The organism is Streptomyces sp. NPDC038280, from assembly GCF_055600045.1.
On sequence record NZ_JBVJYZ010000003.1, the window covers coordinates 26609 to 45957 of the forward strand.

20 protein-coding genes and 1 pseudogene are annotated in these 19349 nt (G+C 69.9%); 7 read left to right on the top strand and 14 right to left on the bottom strand.

The features are described 5' to 3' along the window. Positions 1–102 precede the first annotated feature (102 nt). Positions 103–570 carry a pyridoxamine 5'-phosphate oxidase family protein gene (locus tag ACZ7J0_RS08395; protein ID WP_470885211.1) on the bottom strand — a complete coding sequence of 156 codons (468 nt, stop codon included), beginning with the start codon at positions 568–570 and terminating at the stop codon, positions 103–105. A gap of 135 nt (positions 571–705) precedes the next feature. Here ACZ7J0_RS08395 and ACZ7J0_RS08400 point away from each other — a divergent pair, with 135 nt between their 5' ends. Further along, the gene (locus ACZ7J0_RS08400) at positions 706–1356 is read left to right on the top strand and encodes a cysteine hydrolase family protein (protein ID WP_470885213.1); all 651 of its coding nucleotides are present in this window, start codon (positions 706–708) and stop codon (positions 1354–1356) included. Here ACZ7J0_RS08400 and ACZ7J0_RS08405 read toward each other — a convergent pair. Further along, positions 1343–1825 carry a Rieske (2Fe-2S) protein gene (locus ACZ7J0_RS08405; protein WP_470885215.1) on the bottom strand — a complete coding sequence of 161 codons (483 nt, stop codon included), beginning with the start codon at positions 1823–1825 and terminating at the stop codon, positions 1343–1345. The genes ACZ7J0_RS08400 and ACZ7J0_RS08405 overlap by 14 nt on opposite strands. Before the next feature lie 270 nt (positions 1826–2095). Here ACZ7J0_RS08405 and ACZ7J0_RS08410 point away from each other — a divergent pair, with 270 nt between their 5' ends. Further along, positions 2096–5125, top strand: a complete 3030-nt coding sequence (locus tag ACZ7J0_RS08410) for a DUF6406 domain-containing protein (RefSeq protein ID WP_470885217.1) — start codon at positions 2096–2098, stop codon at positions 5123–5125. A gap of 830 nt (positions 5126–5955) precedes the next feature. Then, positions 5956–6066, top strand: a pseudogene (locus tag ACZ7J0_RS08415) (HipA family kinase); the annotation flags it as partial. 374 nt (positions 6067–6440) lie between these two features. On the opposite strand, the gene ACZ7J0_RS08420 reads toward ACZ7J0_RS08415, so the two are convergent. The 12 genes from ACZ7J0_RS08420 to ACZ7J0_RS08475 form a co-directional block, all read right to left on the bottom strand. Further along, on the bottom strand, positions 6441–6698 hold the full coding sequence (locus ACZ7J0_RS08420; protein ID WP_470885219.1) for a hypothetical protein: 258 nt from the start codon (positions 6696–6698) through the stop codon (positions 6441–6443). A gap of 135 nt (positions 6699–6833) precedes the next feature. Further along, complete coding sequence (locus ACZ7J0_RS08425; RefSeq protein ID WP_470885220.1) at positions 6834–6980, bottom strand: hypothetical protein; 147 nt, start codon at positions 6978–6980, stop codon at positions 6834–6836. Between the two features lie 419 nt (positions 6981–7399). After that, positions 7400–8194 (bottom strand): phosphotransferase family protein, encoded by a 795-nt coding sequence (locus ACZ7J0_RS08430; RefSeq protein ID WP_470885222.1) that lies wholly within the window; start codon positions 8192–8194, stop codon positions 7400–7402. Positions 8195–8198: 4 nt separating this feature from the next. Further along, the gene (locus ACZ7J0_RS08435; RefSeq protein ID WP_470885224.1) at positions 8199–8678 is read right to left on the bottom strand and encodes an NUDIX domain-containing protein; all 480 of its coding nucleotides are present in this window, start codon (positions 8676–8678) and stop codon (positions 8199–8201) included. 43 nt (positions 8679–8721) lie between these two features. Continuing rightward, positions 8722–10320, bottom strand: coding sequence for a hypothetical protein (locus tag ACZ7J0_RS08440; protein ID WP_470885226.1), 1599 nt, complete (start codon positions 10318–10320; stop codon positions 8722–8724). Continuing rightward, positions 10317–11333, bottom strand: coding sequence for a glycosyltransferase family 4 protein (locus ACZ7J0_RS08445; protein WP_470885228.1), 1017 nt, complete (start codon positions 11331–11333; stop codon positions 10317–10319). The genes ACZ7J0_RS08440 and ACZ7J0_RS08445 overlap by 4 nt, the downstream gene beginning before the upstream one ends. Before the next feature lie 6 nt (positions 11334–11339). Then, positions 11340–11891, bottom strand: a complete 552-nt coding sequence (locus ACZ7J0_RS08450) for a P-loop NTPase family protein (protein WP_470885229.1) — start codon at positions 11889–11891, stop codon at positions 11340–11342. Continuing rightward, a complete protein-coding gene (locus ACZ7J0_RS08455) occupies positions 11888–12973 on the bottom strand; it encodes a hypothetical protein (RefSeq protein WP_470885231.1) in 1086 nt (361 codons plus the stop codon). The genes ACZ7J0_RS08450 and ACZ7J0_RS08455 overlap by 4 nt, the downstream gene beginning before the upstream one ends. Next, positions 12970–14394 (bottom strand): protoporphyrinogen/coproporphyrinogen oxidase, encoded by a 1425-nt coding sequence (locus ACZ7J0_RS08460; RefSeq protein ID WP_470885233.1) that lies wholly within the window; start codon positions 14392–14394, stop codon positions 12970–12972. Before ACZ7J0_RS08460 ends, ACZ7J0_RS08455 begins: the two co-directional genes overlap by 4 nt. Positions 14395–14608: 214 nt before the next feature. Beyond that, the gene (locus ACZ7J0_RS08465) at positions 14609–14911 is read right to left on the bottom strand and encodes a hypothetical protein (RefSeq protein ID WP_470885235.1); all 303 of its coding nucleotides are present in this window, start codon (positions 14909–14911) and stop codon (positions 14609–14611) included. 61 nt (positions 14912–14972) lie between these two features. Beyond that, the gene (locus ACZ7J0_RS08470; RefSeq protein WP_470885237.1) at positions 14973–15227 is read right to left on the bottom strand and encodes a hypothetical protein; all 255 of its coding nucleotides are present in this window, start codon (positions 15225–15227) and stop codon (positions 14973–14975) included. 64 nt (positions 15228–15291) lie between these two features. Then, positions 15292–16476 (bottom strand): helix-turn-helix domain-containing protein, encoded by a 1185-nt coding sequence (locus ACZ7J0_RS08475; protein WP_470885239.1) that lies wholly within the window; start codon positions 16474–16476, stop codon positions 15292–15294. Positions 16477–16596: 120 nt separating this feature from the next. Between ACZ7J0_RS08475 and ACZ7J0_RS08480 the strand changes: the two genes are divergently transcribed. From ACZ7J0_RS08480 to ACZ7J0_RS08495, 4 genes are all read left to right on the top strand, one after another. Further along, entirely contained in the window at positions 16597–17151 is a 555-nt protein-coding gene (locus tag ACZ7J0_RS08480) for a flavoprotein (RefSeq protein WP_470885241.1), read from the top strand. Positions 17152–17440: 289 nt separating this feature from the next. Beyond that, positions 17441–18022 carry a tyrosine-type recombinase/integrase gene (locus ACZ7J0_RS08485; RefSeq protein ID WP_470885243.1) on the top strand — a complete coding sequence of 194 codons (582 nt, stop codon included), beginning with the start codon at positions 17441–17443 and terminating at the stop codon, positions 18020–18022. Positions 18023–18099: 77 nt separating this feature from the next. Continuing rightward, the gene (locus tag ACZ7J0_RS08490) at positions 18100–18951 is read left to right on the top strand and encodes a HipA family kinase (protein ID WP_470885245.1); all 852 of its coding nucleotides are present in this window, start codon (positions 18100–18102) and stop codon (positions 18949–18951) included. Further along, positions 18948–19331, top strand: a complete 384-nt coding sequence (locus ACZ7J0_RS08495; protein ID WP_470885247.1) for a DUF3037 domain-containing protein — start codon at positions 18948–18950, stop codon at positions 19329–19331. The genes ACZ7J0_RS08490 and ACZ7J0_RS08495 overlap by 4 nt, the downstream gene beginning before the upstream one ends. Positions 19332–19349: the final 18 nt, after the last annotated feature.

Here is a 19349-nt window from a genome sequence, read left to right on the forward strand (position 1 = left end):
CGTCGGCGCGGGGACCTTGGTCTTGCCCCGGTGTCCAACGCCGGCGCGGGGACCTCGATCTTGCCCCGGCTTCCAACGCCGGCGCCGCGCACGGGGCTGGCCCTAGAGTCCGGCCAGTTTGCGGAAGTCCCAGGACGCGACGGCGTCGGGCGTCAGCCGAAGCCAGGCGTGCCGGCCGTCGTGCGGCATCTCGTCCAGGCCGAAGTTCTTCCGGGCGAAGAGGCGCTCCACCGCCTCCAGTTCGGGGCATGGTTCGCCGGTGCGGGGCGCCTCCCCGACGAAGACGGCCGTGCCTGACAGCTCCACCCCGCGGAGCTCCCCGTACTCCACCCCGTCGTCCACCACCACCGCGAGATGCGGATCACGGCGCAGCTCGGCCCATCGGCGGCTGCGGGTGATCGAGTAGAGCCAGAGCGAGTTTCCGTCCCAGGCGAACCACAGGGCGCTGACGTGGGGGCGGCCGTCCGCGGAGACGGTCGCCACCCGGCAGGTGCGCTGCTCGGTGAGGAACGCGTCCAGTTCGGCCGGGCTCATCATGATCCGGCGTCCACGGCGCTGTGTGACGGTCATTGGCCGTCCCCTTCCGTATTTCTGATGGAGTGTCAGAAATCATGGGGGCTCTTCCGTCCCCGCGCAATGGGAACTAGCCTCGCGCGCCCAGGAGGTGACCCGAGAGGTGACCCACGAGGTGATGAGGGGGACCGCATGCCGTCGTACGCACAGCTCGTGGAACAGATCGACCCGGCCGCGACCGTGCTGCTCACCGTCGAGTGCCAGCAGGGCGTCGTCGGTACTCAGAGCGCGCTGCCCGAACTCGCGGCGGTGGCACGCTCGTCGGGCGCTCTCCACCACGTCGCCCGGCTCGTGGCCGGCGCGCACGAAGCGGGGGTGCAGGTCCTGCACGCGGTGGCCGAGCGGCGGCCCGACGGCCGCGGCTCCAACCGCAACGCGCGCCTCTTCCGGGCCGCGGAACGCCTGCCCGTGCAGCAGCACAGCGGCAGCGCAGCCGTACGGATCGCCGAACCGATCGAGGTCACCGAGGAGGACCTGGTGGTACGGCGCCTGCACGGGCTGTCGCCGCTCGCCGGAACCGACGTCGATCCCTTGCTGCGCAATCTCGGCTGCCGCACGCTGATCGTGACCGGGGTCTCGGCGAACGTCGCCATCCCCAACGCCGTGTTCGACGCGGTCAATCGCGGCTACACCGCCGTCGTCCCGGCGGACGCCATCGCGGGGGTGCCGGCCGACTACACCCCCGCGATGATCCGCCACACGCTCTCCCTGGTCTCCACGGTCACCACCACCGACGAGATACTCGCCTGCTGGAAGGGGCCGCGACGGGTCACGCGAGCTTGATCGAACTCCCCTCGACCGTGATCGCGGCGGCCGGCAGCGGCGAGGTGGCGGGACCGGCCTTGACGCTGCCGTCCGTCGCGTCGAACTTGCTGCCGTGGCACGGGCACGCGATCACGCCGTCGCTGACGTCCTTCACGCCGCAGCCGGCATGGGTGCACTTGGACGAGAAGGCCTTGAACTGCCCCGCCGTCGGCTGCGTCACCACCACGCCCTTGTCGCCGAAGACCTTGCCGCCGCCGACGGGGATGTCCGCCGTGGCCGCGAGGACCTCGCCCTTGCCGCCGCCACCGGACGAGCCCGCCGAGCCCCCTGTGCCCGCCGCGCCCGCGTCCGCCTTGTCCCCGCCGTAACCGGCGTTGTCGTCCGAGCCGCCGCAGGCGGTCAGCGCCGCGGCGAGCCCCACCCCTCCCGCCGCCGCGACGACGGTACGGCGCGTGACCTTCCGAGCGGTCCCCTGCGATCCGGTCATACCGGGCTCCCCTTCCGATGCGGTGACTGATTCATGCGGGAGTACGGGCGCCGGTGCCCCGACGTTCAACGAACCGGCGCTCTGCTCCGAAGCAATGCTGGGGCAATGCTCTCCGACGTCACAGCGGCCCGCTATGTCACGCGCCTGCGTGAGGGCGGCTCACCGGGATCGTCGAGGCCGACGACCTCGGCACGTATGTCCCAGGCATGAAGATCACGATCCACAGCTGGAATACTAAGGGTTTCGTGATCACCATAGGATCTGGTGTTCATGACGACGATGCGAGGCGGGGCGTGGCAACAACTCCGTTCACTGGACACCTGCTTGGTCGAGGAGATCCCCAGCGACAGGGCCTCCCGGGTGGCCGCGGCCGGGGTCTCCGATGAGCTGCGGGCGCAGCGGCTCGCCGCGCTGGCCTCCGCCTATCACTCGGACGAGCCGGACGGTGGAACGGTTCTGCTCGGCTGGTCCCGCCCGGTGGCAGACCGGCCGCTCGACGTGTTCGTAGGCGGCTCCGCCCTGCTGCGCGGCCCGGCAGACGCGGGCACGGATACGACGCTGCTGAGCCTCCCGGCCGGGGCGCGGGCGCGGCGCCAGGACAACGGCACGCTCGCGGACTCCCTGAACGCGTTCCCGTACTGGACGGCGATCGCGGGGATTACTGACGGGCTGCTGGTCGACGAGGATCTGCGCGACGCCGAGTCCCGGACCCGGCCCTTGCCCCGGCCCACGCTGGATGACTGCCTGCTGAGTGTGTGGCAGGAGCCCTTCGCCTGGCTGGTCCTCGCCGAACCCGTGGCCGCCCATACGATCGGCGCGCTCGCCGGCGATGTCGCGGACCGCCGCCTCGCAGCGCATCCCTCTGCAGACGGACATCCCGTGTCCTGGGAGGAGCTCCTGGTCCAATTGTGGCGGGCCGGCCTTCCCGCATACGCGGGAGAAAAGGACCGTTTGGAGCGCCGGTACAGGGAGTTGGTCACGGCCTCGGCGAGCGGACTCTGGAGCATCCGGCTCCTCGCCGGTGGCCACACCCCGCATGCTGCCGCCCGAGTCGCCTCCCTGGTGTGCTCGTCGGCCGATCTGAAGGGGCTGCCCTATGCCCTCACGCCGCACGGCACGGCGGGTGGGCTGAGTGCCGTTCTCGACGCGGGGCCGGCATTCCATGGCGGGTCCGAACTGCTGGCCGCGCTGGCCAGGCCTCCGGTCCGGGAAGTCCCGGGCGTACGGTTCGCGCTTCGGCACGACTTCGACGTCACCCCGGAGCACCGCCCGCAGCTCCCGTCGCCCGGTGAGACTCCGATCCGGCTCGGATCCATCCTCGACGGCAACCGTAATCCCGTTGGTGACCTCAAGCTCCCCCGCGCCAGTCTCAACCGGCACACCTTCGTCTGCGGAGCGACCGGTGCCGGCAAGTCCCAGACCGTACGTGGCCTGTTGGAAGCCGCGTCCCGGGAACGTCTGCCGTGGCTGGTCGTCGAACCGGCCAAGGCCGAGTACCGCGCCATGTCGGCGCGGATGGGCGACGACGGCGAGGTCATCGTCATCAGACCGGGCGAGCGGGACGGGCTTCCGGCAGGCCTGAATCCGCTGGAACCGTCCGTCTACGGCAACGGCGAACGATTTCCGCTCCAGACCCACCTGGACATGGTCCGGGCGCTCTTCCTCGCCTCCTTCGACCCTCAGGAGCCCTTCCCGCAGGTGCTCAGCGCGGCCCTGACCCGCGTGTACGAGGACGTGGGCTGGGATCTGACGCTGGGCGAGCCGCGATTTCCCGGCACCGAGCCCCGCTACCCCACGCTGGAGGATCTGGAGCACACCGCCCTCAAGGTGGTGTCCGAGATCGGCTACGGCAAGGAGATCACCGACAACGTCCGCGGCTTCATCAAGATCCGCCTCACCAGCCTGCGGCTCGGCACCACAGGCCGGTTCTTCGAGGGCGGCCACCCCATCGATTTCGGGGAACTCCTTCGGCGCAACGTCGTCTTCGAGATCGAGGACGTGGGCGACGACAAGGACAAGGCGTTCCTGATGGGCACCGTCCTCATGAGGCTCGTGCAGTACCTGCGGATGGAGCAGCGCACGACCCGGAAGCTGGCCTTCCCATTGCGCCACATGACTGTCTTCGAGGAGGCACACCGGCTGCTGCGCCGCGAAGCTAAGGGCGGGGCGAGCGCACACGCCGTGGAGATGTTCGCCGGCGTACTGGCGGAGATCCGCGCCTACGGGGAGGGCCTGGTCATCGCCGACCAGATACCCAGCAAACTGCTTCCCGACGTCATCAAGAACACCGCCGCCAAGATCGTCCACCGACTGCCCGCCCGGGACGACCGCGACGCCGTCGGCGCCACCATGAACATCACGGCAGCCCAGTCCGAATACCTCGTCACCCTCAAGCCGGGCGAGGCCGCCGTCTTCACCGACGGCATGGACTACCCGCTGCTCGTCCGCATGGAGGACGGAACGCACCGGGAGAACGGCGCGGCGATCCGCCCCGCCTCACCGGCCCCTCTCGTCACCCCGCGCAGCCGCGCCTGCGGCAAGGAGTGCGGCGTCATGCCCTGCACGCTGCGGCAGCTCCGCACCGCAGAGCACCTGACCGAACAGCATGAGCTGCGGATCGCCCTCTGGGCGGAGACTTCCGTGGCGGCCCACATGCTGGGCTGGACCACGCCACTCCCCGGCGACGCGATGCGCCGCTCCCTGGAGCCGCTGTGGACCAGTGACCGCCGTCTCGTGGAATGCGCCATCGGCCAGGCCGCGGACCGGGCGGTCGCCGACCGCGGCGGCCACATCGGCGAACCCGCCGCCCTCGCCGGGCACATCGCCGAGATGATGCGCGCCCAGCTCGACGGCGACGACCCGTGCCCCGTCGGGGAGTCGCGTTGGAAGGCCCGCAAGGGCACGAAGACCCGGCACTACTACCACGGGCGTTACAGCCCGTCCACACTGGAGAAGATCGTCGGCTGCTCGGACCCCTCCGACGCCTGGTCCAAGCGCTTCGCCTCTGCCCTCACCGCCTTCTCCCGCTCCCTACGCAAGCCCGTTTCCCCCGGCGCCACGATCACGCTCCGGCCCGGAACCCTGGCGCGCGAAGCCATCGGCAGCTTCGCCGCGCAGTGCGATCCGGAGTCGCAGGCCGGGACACCCGAAGTCCGCCTCTCCATCGAAGCCGACGGCGAGCACCACCACATCCTGCATCCCGGCGACAGCTTCTTCGTGCGCGACCAGACCTGGAAGCTCGACCGCGTTGAGAACCCCGACAGCGACGACTGGACCGTCGTACTCCTCAGGGTCGAGTGACGGCCTCCGCTGAAGCACGTGCGTGAAGCACCCTCGAGGCCACCGGAGGCCACCCGATGGGTCACCTCCGGCGGAGTGCCGACGAGCCGCAAGGGCTGGCCGCGTCGGCGCGGAGCTAGATCCTGCTGGAGGTGATCCGCCCCGCGCCTGGGGCTGCGTGATTGCTGGTCAGCGTCCGTGATCAGGCCCGCGCCGTTACTATCGAGCACAAACGATCAAGGAAGGGCTGAAGAGCCGAATGATGCCGCCTCGGTGCTACGTCTGCCATCTGACGTTGGACGATGTTCCGGACGAGAAGCCCATGCCGTTCGAGCTTGTGAGATTCGGTAAGCCTGAGGTGCACCCGCCCGGCTGGACGGGGCATCCGCGGAATGCCGTCTGGTTCTGCACCGAGCACGCCCCGCTCGGAAAGGAACGCGCCCACATGGACGTGACAGAGGCACTGACGGCCATCACGGAGACTGCTAAGCCGCGTGACGCATCTTCGGATTGATCCGACTGGCCGCCCATGCCCTCTGCGCCTTGGGTGCACACGGCGCATCTGCCGTGCGCACCACTTCCAACTAGGGGTAGGGGGCTGGCTGATGCGGCAACTGAGGGCGGAGCCCGGCCGAACACGAGAAACAGAAGCAAGCTGAAGCGCCAGGCGCTGCAGGACGCCGTTCGTCCCCCGCAATCACGTGCCATGCTGGACGGACTGCTGGGGAGCCCTCCTGACCGGGAGGCCGAAACTTCCCAGCTTCTCTCCAGGGCTGACTGGATTCCTCGGGTTGTGCGACGCTCACCTGTTCCGTGGATTTCCAGGGGGGTAGGCCGTATAGCCTGGGGAAATGCTTACAGAGGTGACAGCGACCCGCTATGTCACGCCCCTGCGTGAGGGCGGCTCGCTCCCCGGGATCGTCGAGGCCGACGATCTCGGTACGTACATCATGAAGTTGTCTACCTGGTGGCGCTGACCAGCGTAGATGAGGCGGTTCCCGTCCCTGACCTGGGCGGACGAGTCTTTCAGCGTCTTTCAGGTTCGTGTTGCGTTACGCGATCGATTCTCCCCACGCGCTCCCCAGCACCGTCGAAACTCCCCAGATTCTCCCCATGACGAGCCACTGCGGCGGGCTGTGGGGGCACGGAGGTCAGCCACTGGAGGCGCCATCTAGCGCACGCTGAGTGACTGCCGTGCGCGAGGCCGGCCAGCAGGAGCCTGGCGCCGAGTGGATGAGCACAGGGGCTCGTCGCCAGGCGCCCCATCACAGCACGTTCACCACGAGGCGGGCACGCGGGCCGTGCATTACGGGCATCGCGCTCGCGTTGACCTTGGTCAGATGCGGATTGGGTCAGCGTCGACGTCGCGGGTGATGACGATGCCCGGCGCGTCTTCCCGCTCGATCTCCGGGTTCCGGCCGGAGGACAGGACGATGTAGTCCGCGTTCAGACCCCACTGGACGTTCGCCCACTTCTGCCGCTGCGGCGGCACGTAGATGTAGCGGTCGTCCGGGATCGGCTTGACCCACGTCCCGTCGACGCGGACCTGGCCCTTGTAGATGTGGATGGGCGGCAAACCGTACTGGACACGCACCGAGACCTGGTCCGGGGTGAGCGAGGCGGTCGGCGTGGTGGAGGGGTTGCCCGACTTGTAGAACGCGGCTCGGTAGGCGTTGTTCGCGGTCCGCGTTGATCACCGACGCGAGGTCAGCGCGAACTCCGGGGAGGGCTAGCCGATATCCTGCAGGTACTGAGGCCAGCCCAGCTCGTCCCGGAGCGGGTCCGAGGTCGGGTCGGACCACAGCTTCGGCGCGGTCGGCATGTTCTCGGCCGGCACGCCGAAGTCGACCTCGGTGATGAAGTTGTTCTCGTTCACGGTGAGCTTGCCGTCCAGCCAAACGTCCGCCGCGGCGAGATCGATACGGCCCTTGGTGGCCTCGACGTGCCGTGTCGGCCGCCGTCAATAAATCAAAATCGAATGACTCGGAGACTCCCGAGTCATGACGCTGGAACACTTACGCCGCCCTCGTCTCGCCACGCATTGCGCATACCCTGACAGACACCACGGACAATCGAGGTCGGGAGAGAAGTAGCTTCCGCCCTCTTCAGCGCTCTAGGCAGAATCGAACGGCCTCGCCCCCTTCGACCGCTCCGCCGCCCCGACTCGCTGCCACCACGCTCGCAAATCTCGGCAGTGCTCTCGCCATCGCCCGCGAGGCCGTGCGCCTGGGGTGGGGCGGCTTGAGTCGCCGCTCAATGGCGGTGAACAGCGAGGGGCCTGCGACAGGTCGTGGTTCACGAGGGCAGGAGCGGGTGTAGCTTTCGCCCGAGGCGAGCCCGACCGCGTTGCCGCACGACCGGATTGGTGCTGAGGGCTGCGTCGGCGAGCTGATGAATGCGCCAGTACATCTGGAACCTGCGGACGGCGTTCGGAGCGGGCTGGTGGGCGACCTGAAGCACATGGGTGGGGTCGGTGAGGTCGAGACGGACGGCGAGGCGGGCGAGGTCGGACAGCGGGTCGCCGAAGGCGGCGAGTTCCCAGTCCAGTAGCAGTGCCCCGCCGGTCGCGGGCCTGACGAGGTGGCCCGGCTGCAGGTCGTGGTGCAGCAGTCTGGGCTCGATGTTCAGGTCCGTGGTGTCGAGTTGGCGGCGGAGGGCTGCCGCGGCGGGCGCGAGGTCGGGTGCGGCAGTCGTGTACGTGTCGAGACGGCCGTGAAGGTAGCGGTGCCAGGTGCGGTACTGCCGGGCTCCGGCGAGCCGACCGGTGTGGGGGCCCGTGATGCGGTGGACGGCGGCGAGGGGGCCGGCCAGCTCGTGAAGGAGCTGACCAGCGGGCACGGGCCCAGCGTGGACCGCGGCCTGCGCGGTCCACGCCGGACTGCCCCTGGGGCCGGCCCCAAGGAGCTCGGGAGCCGGGGCACCGTGCATGGTGAGGAGGGCCAGGGCGGCGGCCTCGTTGGCGGCGCGGTTCGGGTCGCTGTAGTGCTTGAGTACATACGGCACTGGGCCGTCGATGTACCAGACGCGGTTTGCCTGTCCGGTGGTGATTTCCCGGGCGTTGTCGGGGACCCTGCCGTTTATCGCCGCCACGGGTTCAGGCGACGTCGCCGAGATAGCCGGATGAGGGCTGGCCCGTGGCGAGGGCGGCGATCGGCTGCCGGAGGGCGTGGGGCAGCAGGTTCAGACCGGGAACCTTCTCCAGTTCCACCCATTCCAGGCCGGTCTGCACGTCGTCTTCGGCGTGTCCGCCGAGGGGGCGGGGGTCGCCTTCGGGGGTGCAGTGGAAGATCGCTTCGATGCGATGGGTGCCGGCCTCGGTGTCGGCGTGGTCGTGGTTGGCGCCGATGTACTCGCGCAGCCACAGCAGCTTGTCCACGGTGACGGTCAGGCCGGTTTCCTCGTGGACCTCGCGGCGGGCGGTCTGGTCGAGGGGTTCGCCGGGGTTCTGGCCGCCGCCGGGCAGGAAGTAGCAGTCCTGGCCCTCCCAGTTGGCTCGTTGGAGCAGGACCTGACCATCGTGGACGACGACGGCTTTGGCGGAGGTGCGGATGGTCGGGGTGACAGGCTCGGCCACGAGTGGGCTCCAACTCTGCTTCGGTGGTGGGCGGGAAGGGTTGTCAGCGTTCAGTCTTGCCGAAACCGCGGTGGCGTCCGGCCGCCTTCGCGAAGATCAGCTGCCAGGGTCCGGCCAGTCGTACGAATGGCTGGAACGGGCTGGCTGCGACCAGCGATGCCAGGTGTGTCGGGGACGTACGGGGCAGGGGGGCGAGACCGGGCGGTGGGGTGACGGCCGCGTGCAGGGCCGGGGCGAGGGCCAGTAGTCGGGCGGTGGCCACGGGGCCGTGCAGCAGCACGCCGACCGCCGCGACGGCCGTCCAGCCGGGCCCGGCCCACCAGGCGGAGAGGAGGGCCGCTGCAATCAGCGGGGCGCCGAGCAGCCAGGCGGCCTCGTCCGCCCACTCCCGGGCCACCAGGACCACCCTGGCTGGGCGGGACAGGGCGGTGGGAAGGTGCGCGACGGCGGCAGCGTGACGGTCCGGGCGGGCGGAGGCGGTGAAGGCCAGCGCGTGGAGGTTGGCCAGTCCGGAGGGTTCGGTGTAGGGCTCGTCGAGGACGGCGATGGTGGAGGCGGTGAGGTCGGCGCCGAGCAGGGATAGCCGGTGGCCGGTGCCGAGGTCTTCCATCGGTTCGGGGAAGCCGCCGAGCGCGCGGACGGCAGGGAGATGGACGGCCATGCCGCAGCCCACGGCGTACACCATGGGCCGCAACCACATCCGTACCGCCTCCGGCAGACGGGAGGAGGCCAGGAAGCGGTGGAGGCGGACGCGGGCGAGTTCGATGCCGAGCGAGCGCCGCAGCTGGTAGGCCCATTCCCCCTCCAGCAGCAGACCGACCGGGCCGGCCGGAAAGGGGCGGCGGGCCAGCAGCGGCAGCCGTTGCTGCTGGATGAGGGCCGGGGCGTGCCGGGTGCGGGTCCGGTGCACGGTGGCCTCGGTGGCGAACGCCTGAAGGGTGCGGCGGTCGGGGGCCGCGTCGGCGTCGTAGACCACTGCGTACGTGTCGTCAGCGTGCTCGTCCTCCCTCCACCCGAACGGGCTGAGAACCCGCTGCAGGCGGTCGAGGGCGAAGTTGAGCTGTCCGGCCTTGCGTCCGCCGACATCGGGCTGGTGGAGATGCACCAGCGGCAGCCCTCCGTACGGCAGGCGGGCGGCGAGGGCCGTCACGATGTCGGCGGTGGTCGGCTCGGTGTTGAACAGTTCGGTCAGCACCCGTAGCCGGTCGGCTGGACGTTCGGCGTTGACCGCCTCGGCGACCTTGCGGCAGCGGGCGGCCGGGAACAGGCCCCGCAACTGCCCTGCCTCCAGCGGGGCGTGGGCTGCCAGGGCCCCCAGCCGGTCGCGGTGTCCGGCGCGTGCGGAGATTTCGCGTTCGGTGGTGATGACCACGACGGCGGCGCGGTCGCGCGGGTAGTCGAGTGCCCTGAACGCGGTCACCGTCTCCTCCGCGATGGCCTGCTCGCGCAGCATCGGCAGTAGCACCACCAGCCACGGCACCGAGTCCTTCCCCGCCTGCGTCCCAATGGGTGTGCTGCCGGCGGAGGCGAGGAGCCACCTCGCGCATACCTCGACCGCAATCAAGGCCCACAGCGCGCGGGCCAGCAGCAGTGTCAGCAGGACGGGCACGGTCGTCTGTAGCCACATCTCGGCCGCGGTCACCGTGCTTCCTCCATCAGTTGGTAGACGCTGCGCATTTGGTCGGCGACGAGGGGCCAGGCGAACTGTTCCGCCCGTTCCCGGGCAGAGGCCCGCCTGACGGCGTGCGCGGCGGTGCCGGTCTCGGCGAGGACCTTCTCCACCGCCTCCGTCGCAGCGACGACGTCGCCGGGTGGGGGGAGCTGGCCTGCCTCTCCGGTGTAATGGCGGATGCCGCCGACGTCGGTGGCGACGACCGGTGCGCCGCAGGCCATCGCCTCCAGGAGCGCGTTGTTGGCGGTCGCGTCGAGTAGCGGCAGCAGCATCACGGCTGCCCGCCGGTACAGCGCGACCAGGGCCTGCTCGGCGACGCCTTCGAGGACGCGAGCGGCCTGGTGCCAGACACGGGTGCGGGCCTGGCGGGTGACGACGACCAGCTCGACGCCGTCGCCGTAGCGGCGGTGCAGCCGCTCGTGGACCGCGTCCAGGACAGTCCAGTCCCGCAGCCACCAGCCGACGGTCAGCACCAGAGGCCGGTCCGACAGCGACGGTGCGGGCGCCGGAGTGAAGACGGCGGTGTCGATCCCGTGGGGTACCAGGTGCACGCGGTCGGCGGGCACCAGGTCGGCGAAGAACGCCTGCTGGTGCGGGTCGAGGACGACGATGCGTTCGGCAGTCGGCGCGAGCATTCGCCACGCGCGGGCCGACAGGTGCTGCTGGAGGTGTGCGGGCGGCTGGTGATAGGTGACGGCGGTTGGGCCGAGGCGGCGGCGGGAGAACCAGTATTGCTCGTCCCCGTACAGCACGTGGGCGGCCGAGCGAGAGGCCAGCAGGTGCAGGTCGGTGGTGAAGTGCTCGGCCGGGTAGAAGGGCAGCGGGCAGCTTCGGGCGAGCAGGCGGTGGGCCTGACCGGCCGCCCTGATGGCGAGCGGCCCGGCGGGTGGGGCGATGCGGCGGACTTCGGGGAGGTGGTCGAGAAGGCGGTCGTAGCCGCCGTGGGCGGTGTGCCAGGGGACGCGTACGACGGAGGCGATCACGGCGGCTCACGCCTCCTTCGGGGCGAGAAGACCGAGGGACCGCAGTCGGCCAGTGACAGCACGGGGGCGGTTGAGGTGCACGACGGGCTGGCCGTCGGCCTGGTCCGGGCGGAGATGTTCGGCCCAGCGGCGGCGGTGCCGGCGGTGGTGGGCCGGGCCCCACCACAGGATCGAGTCGCGGGCCAGCAGGTGGCTGAAGGTCTCCCGGTTCCCGGCGAACAGCTCCTGCCGCGTGCCAGCCCGCCGTAGCGAGCGGCGGATCAGCCGGGGCAGGCAGACCCTCAGCGGCAGGTCGAGCCAGATGACGAGCTCGGCGCGAGCCAGCAGCGTTTCGCCGACTTCGCCGCCATAGTTGCCGTCGGCGATCCAGATGTCCGAGGCCAGGGCGTCTCGGACGCGGGCGTGAAAGATCTGCGGGCCGACGGGCGTCCACCTCGGTCCCCAGAACAGCTCGTCCAGGTCGAGGTGGGGCAGTCCGGTGTGGGCCGCGATGGCGGCGGCGAGGGTGGACTTCCCGGAGGCCACCGGGCCGACCAGCGCGATGCGCTTGGGTATCACGGAAGCCTCCTCGCGACGGCGTCAGCGATCCGTTCCAGCAGGTGAGGGGTGTGCACTCCGGCGGTCACTTGCATCACGGGTACCCGTGCGACCAGGTCGTGCATGACGTCGGCGGCCTGCCGGGCCAGTTCGCCCTCGGGACGGGTGCGGTCGGCGAACCACGGGTGCAGCCAGTCCTCGTCGTGCGGGGTGCAGCACACGGCGGCGAGCGCGGCGCGTGCCGTCGCCGCGCCCGGGAAGGCGATGCTGATGTCCTGGTCGTCGTCATGGAGCCGGGGGAGGACGACGAGCCGCAGTGGGGCGCTTTCCCTCACACGGACGGTGAAGGCGCCAGCGAAGTCGTGCGGGGTGCACGAGGCTTTGCGGGGCGTGCCGAAGTCGGTCGGTAGCACGCTGTGCGGCGGCAGGTTGCTGTTCGGCGCTAGCGCGGACAGGGTGCCGCCGGCGATGCGGACCGAGATCGGTACCCCGACCACGCTCGCGGCCGACTCGGTGACCAGTACGCGGTCAGAGCCGACGAGGTCGGCGCGACGGTGGGCGGCCAGGGCCGTGAGCAGGGTGGTCTTGCCTGCCCCGGATGGGCCGGCGATCAGTACCCCGTGGCCGTCGACCGTGGCGGCTGCGGCGTGGAAGGCGGTCCAGCCGCGGTGTTCGGCGCAGCGCAGGACGACCTCGCGGATCACCCGTAGGGCGTACCGCTCGCCGCGGTCGGTCCCTGGGTGCAGCACGATGTGCAGCCAGCCGGTCGCGTCGCGGGCGTACAGGTGGTCTGCCGGCAGGTGCGAGGCGGGGTCGGGCCTCCACCAGCGGACCTGCCGGAGCCGTGAGGCAAGGTACGGCTCGCCGCGGAACGGCAACACCTTCAGCGACTGTGCATCGGCCAGGCGGGCCCCGTGGTCGCGAAAGAGGTCTTCGCTGTGGTGGATGCGTATCTGCGTGAGCTGCCCGCACATCGGTGCCGGCGAGGTCTCGGGGGAGAAGTGCTGCAGGTGGATGCTCTGGTCAGCGTGGAAGGTCTCGTCGGTGCGGACGTCGAAGCGGTGCCCGGCGAAGGCGACCGTCCCGTTGCTGCGGCCGCTCACCTTCGTCCCCCTGTTGCCGCCGTGGCGTCGGGGGCCTGGATGAGGAGTTCTTCAGTGGTGCCGTGCACCAGGCGTCGGGCGATATCGATGCCCATCTTCACCGCGTGGTCCATGTTGCCGATTTCGTACCGCCATGTCCCGAACCGGCCTCGTGGGTAGATCCCTTGGGACTCCATCCACGGCATTACTGTGTCCAGGGCCTCATCACGGTCGAGGGTGGGTATCGGGTAGGCGTAGTCGATCAGTTCCAGGTGGGTACTAGCCAGCGGCGCGTCCTCGGGGACGAGGCCGTGGCGCCGCAGGGCCTGGTCGCAGTCGCGTATGAGCTGGCGATGGTCCAGCCGGGTCCCCGGCAGCAGGGAAGTCTCGGTCATCCACGCACTGAATGCCGTTGTGTCGGCGCCAGGGACGTTGGCAGGCGCGTACTTGCTGAAGTTCGTGGCCCGGTAGAACGGCACCTCAGGCTGGGGGAAGTACAGCCAGGACCGTTCGTCGGTAGTGGGGGCCTTGTAGCCGAGGCCGACCATGGCCACCGTGGTGTGCCGCAGCCGTCCGGCTGCCGCTCGCACCGCGTCCGGGGCGCCAGCCGTGATGGCGGAGAGCTGGTCAAGCGGACCGGTGGCCACCAGGTGGTCGAAGCCGATGAGCTCGCCGTCGGAGAGCGTGACAGTGCGGGCGGCCGGGTCGACGGCGACCGCGCGGACTGACGTCCGCAGGCCGGCGTCGAGCCGTGCGGCCAGGCGGCGCCAGATCTCTCCGGTGCCGCCGCGGGCGGGGAAGGCGAACGTGGCGTTGGGCCCCCACCGGCGGGCCGGCGGGGCGGTCCCCGAGAAGGCAGCCAGGATTTCACCAGGATCGACCGGGGCGACGCGTTCGGCGACCCAGGACGAGGCCATCTGCTCAGGAGGCATCGCCCAGACCTTGGAGTTGTACGGGCCGAAGAACCGCTCCACCAGGCCCGATCCGTACGTCGCTTGCAGCCACGTGGCGAAGTCCATACCCGCAGCCATCCCCACCTTGCGCTGTTTGCACGCGCGAAGAAGATCGTGCACACACGCCTCGGCGTCCTCGGCTGGGAGGCGATGGAGGTACTGCTGGAAGGGGTAGGGCACCCACCGGTCGCGGAAGCGGATGTAGGACGACCGGTCGTGATGCAACAGCTCGTCGGGGGTGAACAGCTCGGCAAGCAGCCTGTCGAACTCGCCGAAGTGGGAGAAGACCACGTGCCCGCCCAGGTCCCAGGTGAAGCCGGCCGGATCGACCACGGACGAGGCAAGTCCGCCCGGCATGGGGGCCGCCTCCAGCAGCGTCCAGGAACGGTGACCCAGCCGCTTCAACTCGTCCGCGCAGGCCAGGCCACAAGGGCCAGCGCCGAGAATGACAATCCTCTCTGAGGGTAAGGCGTGCGGTGAATCAGGCATGAAGCCTCCTTCGATCGGCAGGCGGCCGGGCTATGGCCTGCGTCGGGCGGGCGGCGGTGACAGTACGGGGTCGCCCCGCCGCGAGCCGGGCTCGGCTCGCGGGAAGCGGCAGCAGGCGGGACGCATTCGCCCGCTGTCGCTGGTCGGGAAAGACGGCCTGCCCGTTCGAGAGAGCGGACATCCCAGACGGGCAGGAGTCGGTGAGTACGGCCCTTCACTCGTCCGCAGGCGGGGGACCCGCCGAACCTGGCGACGCCCCGTACAGCAGGGTGCCCAGCGGAGCGGTGTTCGTTGGGTTGGACAGGGCAGGATCGCGCACGCTGAACGTGATCTGCTTGCCGACCGGCGTGGGACGGATCTGCCAACCAGGGGGCCAGGAAATCCACCAGGCCCAGCCCCCGTCCGGATTCGGCTCCTCGTCGTCAACCGCGACCGGCCAGCGACTGCGCAGCAACTCTGGATCGGGGTCGTGCACCTTCACCGACACCCCGTCCTTCTCGGCGTCGACTTCGACCACGAGGGGGCGTGCGTGAGCGCGGGCCGCCGACAGGGTCCGGCAGGCGCCAGCCGGAGGAACATCAGGTCGCCGACCCCTCGGTGTCCGGGGCCACGTGTGCGTTGTGGATGTGGAAGTGGGCCACCTCCACCTGCTCTTCGAAGCCCTTGCCGTCCACAAGCGCCTGGAACAGCGTCTCGCTGACGGACCGGCAGTAGCCGCAAGTCTCCACGTTGGCAAGGCCCTCGCGGCGCGCCATGGCCGCACGGGCCTGCTCCACTGCTTCGGGAGACAGCCCGTCCATCAATTCCTCGGTCAGGTCCGTGTCATCGCTCACACCGCCATCGTGGCCACTGAGGACCCTGGAAACTCTTTCACTTCAACGAGAGTCCCAACTGCCCCTACATGCCGATCCAGGCCGCCATGTTCCGCAGCGGCTCCGGAATCCGGCGGGAGAGGTGAACGAGCCCGCGGATCGTCTCCCTGGCACCAGGGTGATAGCGGGTCTGCTCCGGCGCCGCCCGCCGCGCCGCCCAGAGCGACCGCAACGACGGCTCTACTTTGCCCAGTTCCATCTCGAGGCGGGCCCGGTCGATGAAGAAGTGCGCGCGGCGGGACGTCGCGATCGAGGCCGGCAGCTTGATCGCCTTGGCTTGCCGCAGCGCCTCGTCGTACTGACGCATCTCCATCGCCACGGTCATCTCGTGCAAGGCCACGTTCACCGGGCCGAAATTGAGCCAATGCACCTTGCTGGCGTCGCCGACCCGCCCCGCGTAGTCGCGGGCCCGTGCGATGTGGCTGGCGGCCGCGCTCGCGTCCTCGGCCCGCGCCGCCAGCACGGAACCGCCGAGGTGAAGCTGTCCGGCGACAGTGAGAGCCTCGCGGGTCGAGTCGCCCGGGTCGAGCAGTCTGTGGCCGGAGCGGACCAGGCGCAAGCCGATGCCGTACTCCCCTTCGCGGAAGTAGACCAGCCCCCGGAAGTACTGCCGCATGGCCGCCAAGCAGGGATCCGAAGCCCGCTCCGCCGCCCAGCCGAGCCGGTCGAGGGCGACGCTGGCGAGATCGAAGTACCCCAGCTTCACCGTGACGTCGTGCGCGGTGCGGTAGGCAGAACCCAGGGCTCGCCACAGCTCCGTCGTCGGCGAACGCCAGCACAGGACGGTCAGTTCCGTGATGATGTCTGGGAGGGCTGACGCCGCCGCGTGCAGGTGGGTGGCGCGGACATGGGCGCACAGCTCGTCAGTGGCGGTGACGAGCTCGCCGGCTGTGCGTGTGGTGACCTGGGGATCGTCGCCGAGGTCGTACAGGTCGAGGGACTCACGGATCGGCCGGATCAGCTCCGCCAGCCGGTCCTCCTGCATCTGCGTCACGTACGGCTGACCCGTCAGCACCGTGACATCGATCCGCAGCGCTCGCGCGACGGCCGCGACGAAGTCCGAGGACGCTGGCCGGGCTCCGCACTCGACCTGGGTGAGCCAGCTGTACGAGTACGGAATCCGGCACGACAGCTCCCGCTGAGTCAGCCCCGCCAGCCTCCGCTGCTCCTTGATCCGCGTACCGGTGTGGTCCTCGTCGCGCGTCGGCATACCGGACTCCCGTCTCTGACCCGTCACCCGGAACGCTACGCGCTGCTCTATGCCGCGACAGGTGGATTCACAAGGGGCTCCGCCAAGTTGGTGGCCGCCTGGCTGTGATCGGATACCCTCATGACCACTCCGACCCTGTACCTGTTCAGCAGCGCGGCCCCGCCCGTCTTCGACGTCGCACGCGTCATCGAGGAGGCGCTGGCCGACGGCTGGGACGTATGCCTCGGTCTCACTCCGACGGCCGCCCGCTGGCTCGCCGACTCCCTCGACGGCCTCGCCGCCCTCACCGGCCACCCCGTCCGCTGGGACTACCGCCTCCCCGGAGAGCCGGACGTGTGGCCGAAGCCGGACGCCGTCATCGTCGCGCCGGCGACCTTCAACACGATCAATCAGTGGGCGCTCGGGATCACGGACAAGTGGCTCGTCGGCGTAGTTGCCGAGGGCATCGGCAAGGGCATCCCCATGGTGATGATGCCGTGCGTGAACCGCGCGTACGTCGCGCACCCGCAGTTCCAGCGCTCGATCGACGCCCTCCGGAGCGCAGGGGCCCGGGTGCTGTACGGCGAAGGCGGCTTCATCCCGAACGAACCGGGCCAGGGCAATCCCGCCACGTATCCGTGGCGGGCTGCCCTGGACGCCGTCGCCGACAACCTCGGCCCGACGTCCATCGCCTAGGGCTCCCCGCGCACCATCCGACCAGCTCTTCGACGATCCTGGCGATCACGAGTATCGGAGGCGCCGGTCAGCGGGTTCGTCAGCCTCGACCGCGGCCCCGAGGCCGCGCACCGTTGGGCGCCGGCCTCGGTCCGCCTCTTCCATATCTCGAAGGCGTCGCCGTTCAGGAGTTCCGGGAAGCCGTGTTCCCAATAGAGGTCACGACGACAAGCGCCTCGCGCGCAACCCAATGCACGCGAAATCTGTGCGGTGGCCCAAGTCGCCACGGGAGCGGCGCGACTCGTGGCCGATGCGTACGGCACTGCGAGTCCGCGATGCCATCAGCGAGCGGAACAGGATCGCCGTCGTAGTCGGCCTGGGGTGCGGACTCCGCCAGGACGAGGTCTTCGGGTCGGTAGCTGAGGAACTGAAGCGTCACATCGAAGCGTTCCCGCCGGTAGAGGTGGAGCTGCCATGGGGGAAGCCGGAGGGGGAGAGGAAGAAGTTCTCCCTGCTGCTCACCATGCGCTTCGGCAACGCCGTCGCGGTGAACACATGGAACACCTACACCTGGAAGCCGGCCTTGGCCAAGGCCGACGTCATCCCGCCACGTGCCGAGGGAACGAAAGCCTGGCAGTGGGCGGCGGCCCCGAAGGACGGTTTCCACGTGCTTCGGCACACCTACGCCTCGATCATGTTGGAAGCCGGAGAGTCCGTCGTGACCCTGGCTCGGTGGCTCGGACACTCCTCTCCGGCGATCACCCTCGGTTACTATGCTCACTTCATGCCAGAAGCTGGCAGCAAGGGGCGCGGCACCATCGACGGTCTGCTTGGGGAGCGGGGAGACCGGCTCGCCGGCCGAAACTCCCCAGATTGTCCCCAGCGCCGTTGACCCCTGAGTTCCTGCCTCTACGCTCCGGAGAAGTCGTCCGTGGATTGTAAGGCTGAAGAGATGGGTGGCCTGGGAAAGTGTTGGAAGAGGTCGTAGCGACCCGCTATGTCACGCCCCTGCGTGAGGGCGGCTCGCTCCCCGGGATCGTCGAGGCCGACGATCTCGGCACGTACGTCATGAAGTTCACCGGCGCGGGGCAGGGGCGCAAGACCCTGGTCGCCGAAGTCATCTGCGGGCAGCTGGCGCGCCGGCTCGGGCTGCGCGTGCCCGAACTGGTCACCATCCAGCTCGATCCCGTCATCGGCCTCGCTGAGCCCGACCAGGAGGTGCAGGAGCTGCTCAAGGCGAGCGGCGGGCTGAACCTGGGCATGGACTATCTGCCGGGCTCGCTCGGATTCGATCCGCTCGCGTACGAGGTGGACCCGGCGGAGGCGGGCCGGGTCGTCTGGTTCGACGCCCTGATCAACAACGTCGACCGCTCCTGGCGCAATCCGAACATGCTCGTCTGGCACGGCGACGTCTGGCTCATCGACCACGGTGCCACCATGATCTGGCACCACAACTGGCCGGGCGCCGAGGCCTCCGCCGCCAAGCCCTACGACGCCTCCGACCACGTCCTCGCGCCCTTCGCCCCGGACGTGATCACGGCGGCCGCCGAGCTGGCCCCCCTGGTCACCCGCGACCTGCTCACCGAGGTGACCGCCGACGTCCCCGACGAGTGGCTCGTCGACGAGCCCGGCTTCGAGACCACCGACGCGCTGCGGCGCGCCTATGTGGAGGCCCTGCTGCCGCGGGCCGCCACCATCCACGAGCGGATCAACCTCGGGCCGCGCGCCGAGCGCAAGTCGTCGCAGGCACCGGGCTGGCTGACCGATCACCTCGCTCCCTGGCCGCACCCCACCAAGAGCAAGAAGGACGGCGACCAGTGAGCGACCGGGACGTCTTCGAGTACGCGCTGCTGCGCGTGGTGCCCCGTGTCGAGCGCGGTGAGTACCTCAATGCAGGGGTGGTGGTCTACTGCCGCGCCAAGACCTTCGTGGCCGCCAGGACGCACCTGGACGAGACCAAACTGAGGGCGCTCGACCCGGGGGCGGACATCATCGGCGTACGGGCGGCGCTGCACGCCGTCGAGGGGGTCTGCCGGGGCGGGGAAGACGCCGGTCAGGCAGCCCGTGACGACGCCGGACGGCGCTTCCGCTGGCTCATCGCGCCCCGCTCCACGGTCGTCCAGCCGGGCCCGGTGCACACCGGACTCACCACCGATCCGGAGGCCGAGGTCGAAAGGCTGCTCGATCTTCTGGTGCGCTGATCGAACCCGGGTTGCGAC